The following is an 11,639-nucleotide window of genomic DNA, read 5'->3' on the forward strand; positions in this document are numbered from 1 at the left end:
ATATTGTCAGGATGAATGATCGTTCAACCGAAATCATCGACGCCGCCTACGTGTGTTTCACCCGTCACGGGGCACGCCGGACGACGATGCACGACCTGGCGGACCAGGCGGGCATTTCCCGCCCGGCCCTGTATCAGTACTTCCGCAGCAAGGAGGACGTGTTCCGCTCCCTGGTGGACCGTCTGCTGGCCAGCGCACTCGCCGCCTCCGAACGTGCGGCGGCAGCGGAAGGGCGGCCCGAGGAGCGCCTGGCAGGGATCCTGTCGGCGAAACTTGCCCTCGTGATGCAGATCTGGCGCGACAGCCCGGCCCACGCGGCCGAGCTCCTCAGCGTCGACACCCGGGCCTCCTCCGAGGTGCTCGGCCGCTACGAGGAGTCAATGCACCACCTGCTCACCCGGACACTCCAAGAGTTTTACCCCGCGGCGGACGCCCGCGAAGGGGCCGAGATCCTGCTGGCCTTCACCCGCGGCCTGGAGGCGGGAGTCGCTGACCCGTCTGCGTTGCCCGACCGCCTGCGCCGCGGCGTCGACGTCTTCGTCGCCGGCTTCAACACCCTGACAACTGCGAAGGAACAACCATGACTACTGCTGTACTGATCACGGGTGCCTCGTCCGGCATCGGCCGCGCGAGCGCCGAACGGCTGGCCAAGCGGCCCGGCTTCACCGTCTACGCCACCGCCCGGCGGCCGGAGGCGATCGCCGACTTGGCGGCGGCCGGGGCGAAGGTCCTGGCGCTCGACGTCACCGACGAGGATTCGATGGCAGCCGCCGTCGACGCCGTCCAAGAGCAGCACGGCAGCGTCGGGGTCCTCGTCAACAACGCCGGCTACGGCGAATACGGGACCATCGAGGAGACGGGAATGGACGCGGTCAGGCGGCAGTTCGAGACGAACGTCTTTGGCTTCTCCCGGATGATCCAGCTGGTCCTTCCGGGGATGCGCGCCGCCGGTTCCGGCCGGATCGTGAACATCGGCTCGATGGGCGGCCGGGTCACTTTCCCTGTTGGCGGCTACTACCACGCCACCAAATATGCCGTCGAGGCCATCACGGACGCGCTTCGCTTCGAGGCCGCGCCGTTCGGGGTCCGCGCCACCGTGATTGAACCGGGGCTGATCCGCACCGGCTTCGGTGCCACCGCGGCACGGACCATGGCAGCTTCGGGGGAGCCCTCCGGACCGTACGCCGGGCTTCGGGCCGCCGCGGACGAGCAGATGACCACGGCGTACGCCTCCGCGGTCCTGGCAGCCGAACCCGACGCCGTCGCCAAAGCCGTCGAGCGCGCAGCGACTGCCCGCCGGCCCCGCGCCCGCTACACCATCACCCCAGCGGCCAAGACCATCATCCACTCGCGGCGGCTGCTCGGCTCCGGCATCTTCGACACCTACCTTCGTTTGCAGTTCAGGAGCACCAAGTGAACCCCACCGGCAACTGGCCCGCACCCTATGCCCCCTCCACAGGCCGGGTCTACGCCTACAACGAGCTCCGCACGCATCTGTCCGCCGAGCAGCTCTGGCCGGTGCTCATCGACGCGGCAGCGTGGCCCCGCTGGTACCGCAATGCCAGCAACGTGAGCATTGACGGCGGAGGACAACAGCTGGCCGGCACGTCGACCTTCACCTGGACCACCTTTGGCCTCCGCGTGGCCAGCACGGTCCGGGAGTTCGCCCCCTACAGCCGGCTGGCCTGGGAGGGCGCGGCGCCCGGATCTTCCGGCTACCACCGGTGGGACCTGCAGCCAACCGCCGACGGCGGCACGCTGATCGTGACCGAGGAGGTCCAGACCGGGTTCATTGCGCGGCTTCTCGGTCCCATGGTCAAGCGGAGCATCGAAAAGCAGCACCAGCACTGGCTCGAGGCGCTCATCCGCACGGCGGAGGCCGGTCACGCCTAGAACGGGTACGGCGCGATGTCCGGCCGCATGGTCAGCCACTGGATTTCCGTGAAGGATTCCATGTTGGCGTGATGGCCGCCGATCCGTGAGCCGTTGCCCGAGTTCTTGACCCCGCCGAAGGGCGAGTTGGCCTCGTCGGACACGGTCTGTTCGTTGATGTGGACCTTGCCGGAGTCAAGCCGGTCGGCGATCGTCATGGCCATGCCGACGTCGCCGAGAATCCCGATCGAGAGCCCGTATTCGTTGTCGTTGGCCAGGGCCACGGCCTCATCCACGGTAGAGAACTTCATCACCGGGGCGACGGGGCCGAAGATCTCGTCCTTCCACGCCGGGCTGGCGAGGTCGAGGTCCGCGAGTACGGTGGGCCGGTAGAAGCGGCCGTCATGGCTGCCACCGGCCGCCAGCCGCGCGCCGCCCTGCACCGCGTCCTGGACGATCGTGTCCACCCGGTGGAGCTGCTTCTCGTCGATGACCGGGCCCAGTGCCACCGTGCCGCTCTTGGGGTCGCCCACGGGCAAATGACGGGCTTTTTCCGCGAGGGCGCTGACGTAGTCCTCGTAGATGTCCTCGTGCACGATGTGCCGGCCCGATGCCATGCAGATCTGGCCCTGGTGCATGAAGGAGCCAAACGCGGCGGCGGAGACAGCTTTGGGGAGGTCGACGCCGGGCAGCACGATCATCGCGTTGTTCCCGCCAAGTTCCAGATGGGCGCGCTTGAGCAGCCGGCCGGCTGTCTCGCCCACTTTGCGGCCGGCCGCCGTCGACCCTGTGAAGGCGATAACGCGGACCTCGGGCGCCTCGACGACGGCCGAGCCGATCTCGGCCCCGCCTGGAAGCAGGGACAGCAGGCCGGGCGGGAGCCCGGCCTCCTCGAACACCCGGACCAGGGTGACGCCGCCACAAACCGCTGTGCGCGGGTCAGGTTTGAGCAGCACGGCATTGCCAAGGGCCAGCGCCGGGGCGACGGCACGGATGGAGAGGATGAGCGGGAAGTTGAAGGGCGCGATCACCGAGACGACGCCGACGGGGCGGCGTCGGGCGAAGGACCAGCGGTTCTCGTTCGAGGTCAGCACGTCGCCGGCCGGGAGGGATGGCAGGGCCGAGGCGTCGTAGCATTCGTTGGCCGCGATGTGGGTTTCCAAGCCGGCCTTGGGCGGGATGCCGCCGGATTCCCGGACGATCCAGTCCTGGATTTCCGCCGCATGCTCCTCCCAGAGCTGTCCCGCGCGGCGCAGCACGGCGGCGCGGTCCTCCGGGTTGCGGGCCGCCCATTCCTTTTGCGCTTTCGCGCCCACTCCGGCGGCCTCGCGGACATCTTCCACGGAAGCCACGCCATAGTGGCCCAGCGTTCCGCCGGTGGCAGGTTCGACGGCGTTGGCGGTCCCGCCGCTGCCGGGCCGCCAGCCGTTGAGGTAGATCTTGCCCTCCCACAGGGCGGAGTCGAGCAGGGCCATGGGGTGTCCTTTCGTCGTGGAGCCATGAGTGTGTACCGGCCGGTCGAACGAGAACCGGACCGGGCCTGGGTCCATCTCATGTCGGCGGGCCGCCGTCGTCAAGAGCGCGGTGGTCAAGAGCACGGTCGGGAGAGGGGCGTGCCGTAACGGGCGCCGGGGGACCTTCGGCCGTATCGCGTTACGGCCGGAGGCTCCCACCATGGAACATGGCCAAGATCTATATCCCTTACGGGACCGTTGAAGGACAGACCGCCCAGATCGCCGATTACATGGCCGAGCTGATCCGGGCGCACGGGCACCAGGCGGAGACGGCGGACCTCAAGCATGCCGGCGATACCCTTCCCGACGGCTACGACGGCGTGATCGTGGCGGCGTCGGTCCATATGGGCAAGCACGAGGGGCACGTCAAGGACTTCGTGAAGAAGAACCGGGGTGAGCTTGAGAGGCTGCGCTCCGCACTGGTTTCGGTCAGCATGGCCGCCCACGGGGACGAGGAAAACGCCGAGGGTTACGTGGAGAAGTTTGAGGAGGACACCGGCTGGCGGCCCACGCACGTCGGGTTGTTCGCCGGGGCGCTCCTCTACACCCACTACGGGTTTATCAAGAAGCACCTGATGAAGAAGATCGCCGGCGATAAGGGATCGCAGGACACCGATACAACCCGGGACTACGTCTACACCGAGTGGGACGGCGTGCAGCGCTTCACCGAGGACTACCTGGCATGGCTGGCTAAGCCGGCGGTTCAGACGTAGCTTCGGGCGCGGGGCCTTGAAGCGTAGGGCCGTGAAACTTAGGGCTTAGGAGCAGGCGTAGGGCGGCACGGAGTCGCCGGCCGCGAAGGGTTTGAACCACTGCCCGAAGTCCAGCTGGTCGGCGTCGTCCTCGAGGACATCGAGGCTGTCGGAGAACAGCGCTTCACTGTCGGCATCCTCGAGGAGGACTTCCTCGACGTCGGCCCGCCAGTCCTCGGGAAGGTCCAGTTCGTAGATGTCCTCGGTGATTTCCGCCTGGTCGAGCAGGCAGCGGACGGCGAGTTCCGCCGCGAGGCACCCGGGGGCGGTCCAGCCGCGGGCCAGGGATGCGGTGACATCGGCGGCGACCACAATGAACTTCTGGGTGAACTTCGCGTCGTAGCTGGCCGCGAACTGCGGCGGCAGCGAGGACAGGACCGAGGTGCCGGCGATGTCGGACGGGGTGATCGTCTCAAGGGCGCTGAGCGTTCCGAGATCGCGGAACAGTTGGTCGATGAGGATGCTGGCCGAGTTCCACAGGAGCCCGGCGAGCAGGCGGGTCTGGTGGACGGCCGTCCGACGGTCTTCCGGGGCGACGGCTGCCATTTCGGTCAGGTCCTCCGGGTCAAACTGGAGCCGCTGCTCGGCCGTCATGTCGTCCGGATGCGGGTCGAGTCCCAGCAGTTCCAGGCTCAGGCCGGTGAGTTTCCCGGCGTCGGCCAGCAGGTCCTCGGTGATGTCGTCGTCGGCGCTCATGGCCCCGATGCTACCTGCCGTTTGGCTGCGGTCCGATTCGCGTTACGCGGACCCGGCGGTGGCGCTGCAGTGTTAGGCGGCCGCCGGGTGAATGGTTCCCGACGTCGATCCGGCCGCGGCCATCCGTGCGGACACCAGGTAGGCGATCCCGCAGACCAGGGGAACCACGCTGGCCGCGATGAGCGATCCGACCGCGCCCGACCGTCCGATGATCGTGATCAACAGCGGCAGCACACCCAGGGCCACCAGCAGCCAGCCGGCCAGTGCGGTGCGTTTCAGGCCGAGGACGGCGGCCGGGAACGCCAATGCGAGCACGCTGACGGCGATGACCGGTCCATTGTCACTGAGGAAGGCGCTCAGCGCGGCGCGGTCAAACGCAAGCCACACGCACGCCGCGATGAAGGCAGAGGAGAGGGCGAGCAGCAGGGGAGCGGTCGCCGCCGGCCAGAACCAGGCCGCGACCGCGAGGATGAGCATCGGCAGCACCCAGGCGAGCGTCATCAGCATTCCCGTTGTTCCGCCCGGCTCCTGCATCGCGTACCCGCCGATGAAGATTCCCCCGAGGAGGGTGAACGCCGCCATGACGGCCGCTCCAGTGCGCGTCAGGGCCGTGGCCCGCCGCTGCGGATCCTTTTCGCGCGCCATGACAACACCCATAACGACGGCGAACACTACAATCGCGCCGAGCGCCAAAATCACCGGAACGTTCATGGGATGCCTCCTGCGGACGAACGGAGCCTATCGTCCATTGCATCGCCGCCCTTCGGCCATGCCAAGGGGAGAAAGGCCCGCTTCGGGGGAGGAACCGGGCTGCTGATCGTCCTGACCTGAGGCACGATCAAGGGACCGGGACCTCAGTCGCGTGCGGACCGTGCAGACGACAACTCCCGTGTCGGCGATCGGGGATTAAGACCTCTTTTTCTGGCGTGTCGCATGTGCGATAGTGGCGTCATGTTCATTTTCGTGCTACTGGCGATCTTGTTACTGGTCTTATTTTGGCAATACATCTTGGCCGGGCTCGGCATTTGGATGCTCGTGCTCATGATGCGCGCCGTGATCAACTGGATGGTGGCCGACACGAGGCCGAGCTACCCCCGGAAGCCCGTCCAGACCCGGCCTGTGGCCAAGCCTGTCCAGACCCGTCCTAAACCGAAGCCTGTTCAGACCAGGCCTGCTCGCGAGCTGCCCGCGCTTGAATATTTGCCCAGGTGGACTGCCAGCCGCCGGCTCGATGCCGGCCGCGAGCATGCCCAGTGGCAGAAGACGTTCGACAGCGCAGCGCAGTAATACGCCGCTGCCAGGCCCAACACCGATATTCGGGCAACGTTTCTGGGTTGTGCCTCAGGCTTGTTAGGTCTGCGCGCCTTCAGGGCGTGCGGCCGTCAGGCAACCGCACCCTGAAAGTGGGCCTCGATGATTCCTTTGATGTCGTCGTGGCAGCCGCCGCAGCCCGTGCCGGCGCGGGTGGCCGCGGAGATTTCAGGCACCGTCCCGCAGCCCTCGGACACGGCAGAAGCAATGGCCGTCCCGCTGACGCCCGCGCACCGGCAGACCGTCCGGGCGGGGTCGGCAGAACCTGGGGAAGGGGCCTGGTCCGGGCCGTCCAGGCGCAGGAGCAGCGACCGGTCCGCGGGGAGTTCGGCACCGCGTTCGAACAGCTGCACGAGCTCGGCCGCGGTGCGCGGCATGCCCACGGCCACCAACCCCTCCAAAACCCCGGCACGGGTGGTCATCTTGACGTAGCGGCCGTGCTCGGGATCGGCCCACTGCGCAATCTGCAGCCGGGCCCGCCCGTTCACGGCTCCGGCGGTCAGGGCCTCCTCGTCCCACGGGTCTGCCGATACGTCCCCGGCCACCGCCATGTTCATGCCGCGGGCCTTGAGCACGATCACGCCCGGCAACTCCGCCGACAGGGACGGCAATCCTTCCGCCTCGGCAGGAGCCCCGGTTGACAGCAGCGTCAGGTAGTCGGCGAGCCATTCAGCCTGCCGCCAGCCCGGGCCCACCAGCCCGGACGGGCCGCGCGCGGTGCGGCACTCCACGCATTCACGGTCCGGGCAGCGGACCTCGGCGCAGTCGCCGATCGCGAAAATGTGGGGCTCGTGGTGGGCGCGGAGTTTGTGGTCCACCAGGATCCCGGCGGCGGTGGAGAGCCCGCAGCCTTCGGCGAGTTCGGTCCGGGGCCGGACACCGCAGGAAAGCACCAGGAGGTCGCCGTCGATCGCGGAGCCGTCATCGAGCAACAGCGCGGAAAAGCCGCCGTCGGGGGCGTTGCGTTCGACGCCGGTGGAGCGGGCGTTGCCGGCCACGCGCACGCCGCAGTTCCGCAGCGAGGCCGCGAGCACGGCGCCGCCGCCGCGGTCGATGTTCCGGCCCAGGGGATGCGGGCCGTTGTGCACCACAGTCACGGTGGCGCCCTCCTCGGCCGCGGCCAGGGCGGTTTCCAGACCCAGGATGCCGCCGCCCAGGACCACCACGCGCTTCCCGCCGGCTACCGCCGAGTGGAGGACCGAGGCATCGCGGAGATCGCGCAGGGCCGTCACGCCCGGCGGCAGGACGGGGGCGGCCGGGTCCGGGTTGAGCCCGGTGAGGTTCGGGATGACCGGCCGGGAACCGGTGGCGAAGACCAGCCGGTCGTAGCCGGGCGAGGTGCCGTCGGTGAGGACAACCTGCTGGCGGGCGCGGTCGACGCGGCGGACGCGGACACCGAGCCGGACGTCGACGCCGTCGCCCACTAGCGCCGCCGCGTCCGCGAGGGCCAGGGCGGCCTGTGTGGTCCGGCCGACGCCGAGATCCGCCACCAGGACACGGTTGTACGCGGCCTCGGACTCCTCGCCGATCACGGTCAGGTGCGCGATACCGCTGCGCACGGCCGGCAGCAGCTCGTCGATCAGCCGCGCGGCGACCGGCCCGAAGCCCACCACCACAATCCGCCCCGTCATGAGGTCTCCTCTGCTTGAAGGACGCGCCCTGGAACATGGGCAGCGGCACCGGCCGGGACGGCCACGGAAACCGCTTCCGCAGAAACTGCCGCCCGGATCCACACTTTGCTGGTTTTGAACTCGGGCATCCCGGAAATCGGGTCCGTGGCCGCCTCGGTGAGCCGGTTGGCGCTTTCGAGTTCGGGGAAGTGGAACGGCAGGAACACCGTCTCCGGCCGGACGTCCGTGCTGAGTTCGGCACGGCAGCGGACCTCGCCGCGCTCGTTGGAAATGGAGACGTAGTCGCCGTCGGCGATCCCCTGGGCGGCGGCCGCTGCGGGGTGCAGCTGCAGCCGCGCCTCCGGCCGGGCCTCGGCCAGCGCGGCCACCCGGCGGGTCTGCGCCCCGGACTGGTAGTGCTCCATGAGGCGCCCGGTGGTGAGGGTCATCGGCGTTCCGGCATGATCGGCGCCGGTCCGGGCAGCGCCGCCGCGCTTTGCGGTGGCCGCGGAAGAAACAGTACGACGTCGGGGCGTCACTGCCGTGAACACGGCCCGGCCGTCGGCGTGGGCGAAAACGTCGAGGAAGAGCCTCGGCGTGCCGGAGCTTCCGGCGGGGTAGGGCCAGTAGGCGGCCTCGCCGCGGTCCAGCATGGCGTAGTCGATCCCGGAGTAGTCGGCCAGCCCGCCGGAGGACGCGAGCCGGAGTTCCTCGAACACGGTCTCGGGATCCTCGCTGAAGGTGGAGGGTGCATGCAGCATTTCAGCCAGCCGGGCCATGATCCACAGCTCGCTGCGCACCCCGGGCGGGGGAGTGAGGGCCCGGCGGCGGCGGAGTACGCGGCCCTCAAGGTTGGTGAGGGTTCCTTCCTCCTCAGCCCACTGGGTCACCGGCAGGACCAGGTCCGCCTCGGCCGCGGTCTCGGAGAGGAAGAAGTCGCACACCACCAGGAAGTCCAGGCTGCGCAGGCCTGCGATCACGGCGTTGGCGTCCGGGGCGGACACCGCCACGTTGGCGCCGTGCACGAAGAGGCACCGGACGCCGTCGGGCTGGCCCAGGGACCTGAGGAGTTCGACGGCGGGGAGGCCGGGGCCGGGGATCAGGGTTTCGGGTACGCCCCAGACCCTGGCCATGTGGGCGCGGGCGGCGGGGTCGGTGATCTTCCGGTAGCCGGGGAGCTGGTCCGCCTTCTGGCCGTGTTCGCGGCCGCCCTGGCCGTTGCCCTGCCCGGTGAGCGTGCCGTAGCCGCTGCGCGCGGAGCCCGGAAGGCCCAGTAGAAGCGAGAGGTTGATGGCGGCCGTGGCGGTGTCCGTGCCGTCGACGTGCTGTTCGACGCCGCGGCCGGTGAGGATGTAGCTGCCGCCCTTGCGGGCGCCGTCGGCCAGCCGCCGGGCGGTGTCGCGGATCAGCCCGGCGGGGACGCCGGTGATCGACTGGACCCGCTCCGGCCAGAAGCCGGCCACGCTGCGGACCACGGCATCGTAACCGCTGGTGCGCGCCGCGATGTACCCGGCGTCGGCGAGGCCCTCATGAATCACCGCGTGGGAGATGCCCAGGAGCAGGGCGAGGTCGGTGCCCGGCAGGGGCTGCAGGTGCAGGCCGCCGCCGTCGGACGTGAACGCCGCGGTGGCCGAGCGCCGGGGGTCCACCACGATCAGCCCGCCGGCGTCGCGCGCACCCTGGAGGTGCTGGACGAAGGGCGGCATGGTCTCGGCCACGTTGGAGCCGAGCATCAGGATGGTGCTGGCGGCGCCGAGGTCCGCCAGCGGGAACGGCAGCCCGCGGTCCAGGCCGAAGGCACGCATGCCGGCCGCGGCGGCCGAGGACATGCAGAACCGTCCGTTGTAGTCGATCCGCGAGGTGCCCAGCGCCAGCCTGGCGAACTTGCCCAGCTGGTAGGCCTTCTCGTTGGTGAGGCCGCCGCCGCCGAACACGCCGACGGCGTCCGCCCCGTGCGCGGCGCGGGCCTGCCGCACCGCGGCGACGATCCGCAGGAGGGCCTCGTCCCAGCTCACCGGGCGGTGGACGCCGTCGGCGCCCCTCAGCAATGGCTCCGTGACGCGGCCCGGGTGGTCCAGCAGTGACGCGGAGGTCCAGCCCTTGCGGCACAGGCCGCCGCGGTTGGTGGGGAACTCCCGTCCGGTCACGGCGAGGAGCGGCGCGTTTGGGACGGGTACGACGGCGGCGTGCGCCGGCGTGGGTGCCGGCGTGCGGTCGGCGGGCTCTGACCCCGGCCGGACAGCCGGGGTCAGAGCCGCTGGAGAGGTGAGCGTCATGGCGCACTGCAGGGCGCAGTAGGGGCAGTGCGTGTCGGCGCCGGTGGTCATGTTAGACGTGTCCCATCGCGTTTCGGTTGGCGTTGCGGATGTAGCAGAACCAGCAGACGGCCAGCATCAGGATGTAGGCCCCGACGAATCCATAGAACGCCGAGGTGTAGGAACCGCTGGCGGTGTTAGAGGCGTTGAGCACCTGCGGGATGATGAACCCGCCGTAGGCGCCGATGGCCGAGATCAGGCCCAGGGCCGAGGACGCGAGCCGCTGGGTGGAGTGCGTGCTGGCCCCGGAGCGGGCGGCCCGGCTGGAGGTGGCGAAGATGATCGGGATCATGCGGTACGTGGCGCCGTTCCCGAAACCGCTGGCGGTGAAGAGGAACAGAAACAGGACCAGGAAGAGCCAGAAGTTCTTCAGCGGCAGGGTCCAGAGCATGGTCAGCGTGATCACGGCCATGGCGGCGAAAGCTGCAACGGTCATGCGGGCCCCGCCCATCCGGTCCGCCATGCGTCCGCCGTAGGGGCGCGCCAGGGATCCGACCAGCGGGCCGAGGAAGGCCAGAGACAGCGCCACGGTGCCGACGGGGATGGACGAGAACGCCGGGAAGTAGTCCTTGATGAGCTTGGGGAAAACGCCGGCAAAGCCGATGAACGAGCCGAAGGTGCCGATGTACAGCAGCGCCATGATCCACAGGTGCGGCTCCTTGAGCGCGGCCAGCGAGCCTGCGACGTCGCCCTTGGCGCTGGTGAGGTTGTTCATGTACTTCCAGGCGCCGAACGCCGCGAGCAGGATCAGCGGAACCCACATGAAGCCCGCGACCGGCAGGTTCACGCTGCCGGCTGCCAGCACGGTGATGGCGATGGGAACGGCCAGCTGTGCGACGGCGGCACCAAGGTTGCCGCCGGCGGCGTTCAGGCCCAGCGCCCAGCCCTTTTCCCGGGCCGGATAGAAGAAGGTGATGTTCGCCATCGAGCTGGCGAAGTTCCCGCCGCCGAATCCGGCCAGCGCCGCCACGAACAGCATGACGCCGAACGGGGTGGCCGGGTTGGCGACGCACAGGCCCAGGCCGATCGTGGGGATCAGCAGCAACAGGGCGGAGACGATGGTCCAGTTCCGGCCGCCGAAGCGCGGCACCATGAACGTGTAGGGGATCCGCAGCGTGGCGCCCACGAGGCTCGGCACGGAGATCAGCCAGAAGATCTCGTTGGTGGAGAACGTGAAGCCGGCGGCCGGAAGCTGGACCACCACAATCGACCAGAGCTGCCAGACCACGAAGCCCAGGAACTCGGCGAAGATGGACCACTTCAGGTTGCGGCGGGCAATCGTGCGGCCGGCCGACTTCCACTGCTCCTTGTTTTCCGCATCCCAGTTCGCGATCCAGCGGCCGGGCCGGTGGTCGAGGGTCAGGGTGTCGAGGGTCAGGGTGTCGGCAGTGCGGGCTGGGCCGGCATCTGCGGCGCCGATGTCGGCGGTGCGTTCAGCAGTCACGGGGGAGACCTCCTTGGGGGGCGTTGTCCTTTCACGGTAGGTACGCCGCGTTTCCGGGACAGACGCGGTTTATTAACGTGCTGTGACGTTTGCCTATCGGGGGCTTTGTGACGGTGTGAGACGGC

At 69.2% G+C, this 11,639-nt stretch carries 11 protein-coding genes; 5 read left to right on the top strand and 6 right to left on the bottom strand.

Going from position 1 to position 11,639, the window contains the following annotated elements; translation table 11 throughout:
* The first annotated feature begins 11 nt into the window (after nt 1–11).
* The 3 genes from AB4Y72_RS03185 to AB4Y72_RS03195 are packed head-to-tail and all read left to right on the top strand — an operon-like array spanning nt 12 to nt 1,893.
* Nucleotides 12–584, top strand: a complete 573-nt coding sequence (locus AB4Y72_RS03185) for a TetR/AcrR family transcriptional regulator (RefSeq protein WP_441424716.1) — start codon at nt 12–14, stop codon at nt 582–584.
* Nucleotides 581–1,417 (top strand): oxidoreductase, encoded by an 837-nt coding sequence (locus AB4Y72_RS03190; protein WP_441424717.1) that lies wholly within the window; start codon nt 581–583, stop codon nt 1,415–1,417. Before AB4Y72_RS03185 ends, AB4Y72_RS03190 begins: the two co-directional genes overlap by 4 nt.
* Nucleotides 1,414–1,893 carry an SRPBCC domain-containing protein gene (locus AB4Y72_RS03195; protein WP_441424718.1) on the top strand — a complete coding sequence of 160 codons (480 nt, stop codon included), beginning with the start codon at nt 1,414–1,416 and terminating at the stop codon, nt 1,891–1,893. Before AB4Y72_RS03190 ends, AB4Y72_RS03195 begins: the two co-directional genes overlap by 4 nt.
* Here the strand turns inward: AB4Y72_RS03195 and AB4Y72_RS03200 are convergent.
* Nucleotides 1,890–3,347, bottom strand: a complete 1,458-nt coding sequence (locus AB4Y72_RS03200) for a benzaldehyde dehydrogenase (RefSeq protein ID WP_441424719.1) — start codon at nt 3,345–3,347, stop codon at nt 1,890–1,892. The genes AB4Y72_RS03195 and AB4Y72_RS03200 overlap by 4 nt on opposite strands.
* Before the next feature lie 206 nt (nt 3,348–3,553).
* Here AB4Y72_RS03200 and AB4Y72_RS03205 point away from each other — a divergent pair, with 206 nt between their 5' ends.
* Nucleotides 3,554–4,099, top strand: coding sequence for a flavodoxin domain-containing protein (locus tag AB4Y72_RS03205; protein ID WP_441424720.1), 546 nt, complete (start codon nt 3,554–3,556; stop codon nt 4,097–4,099).
* Between the two features lie 45 nt (nt 4,100–4,144).
* Here the strand turns inward: AB4Y72_RS03205 and AB4Y72_RS03210 are convergent, their stop codons facing one another.
* Complete coding sequence (locus AB4Y72_RS03210; RefSeq protein ID WP_441424721.1) at nt 4,145–4,834, bottom strand: hypothetical protein; 690 nt, start codon at nt 4,832–4,834, stop codon at nt 4,145–4,147.
* A 72-nt stretch (nt 4,835–4,906) separates the two neighbouring features.
* Nucleotides 4,907–5,545: a hypothetical protein gene (locus tag AB4Y72_RS03215; protein ID WP_441424722.1), complete on the bottom strand. Its 639-nt coding sequence runs from the start codon at nt 5,543–5,545 to the stop codon at nt 4,907–4,909.
* 240 nt (nt 5,546–5,785) lie between these two features.
* Here AB4Y72_RS03215 and AB4Y72_RS03220 point away from each other — a divergent pair, with 240 nt between their 5' ends.
* On the top strand, nt 5,786–6,121 hold the full coding sequence (locus AB4Y72_RS03220; RefSeq protein ID WP_441424723.1) for a hypothetical protein: 336 nt from the start codon (nt 5,786–5,788) through the stop codon (nt 6,119–6,121).
* Nucleotides 6,122–6,216: 95 nt separating this feature from the next.
* On the opposite strand, the gene AB4Y72_RS03225 is transcribed toward AB4Y72_RS03220, so the two are convergent.
* The 3 genes from AB4Y72_RS03225 to AB4Y72_RS03235 are packed head-to-tail and all read right to left on the bottom strand — an operon-like array spanning nt 6,217 to nt 11,514.
* Nucleotides 6,217–7,776 (bottom strand): FAD-dependent oxidoreductase, encoded by a 1,560-nt coding sequence (locus AB4Y72_RS03225; RefSeq protein WP_441424724.1) that lies wholly within the window; start codon nt 7,774–7,776, stop codon nt 6,217–6,219.
* Nucleotides 7,773–10,082: a molybdopterin oxidoreductase family protein gene (locus tag AB4Y72_RS03230; protein WP_441424725.1), complete on the bottom strand. Its 2,310-nt coding sequence runs from the start codon at nt 10,080–10,082 to the stop codon at nt 7,773–7,775. Before AB4Y72_RS03230 ends, AB4Y72_RS03225 begins: the two co-directional genes overlap by 4 nt.
* Nucleotide 10,083: 1 nt before the next feature.
* Nucleotides 10,084–11,514: an MFS transporter gene (locus tag AB4Y72_RS03235; protein ID WP_441424726.1), complete on the bottom strand. Its 1,431-nt coding sequence runs from the start codon at nt 11,512–11,514 to the stop codon at nt 10,084–10,086.
* Nucleotides 11,515–11,639 lie beyond the last annotated feature (125 nt).

This window comes from Arthrobacter sp. YAF34, from assembly GCF_052113245.1.
Classification (GTDB): domain Bacteria; phylum Actinomycetota; class Actinomycetes; order Actinomycetales; family Micrococcaceae; genus Arthrobacter.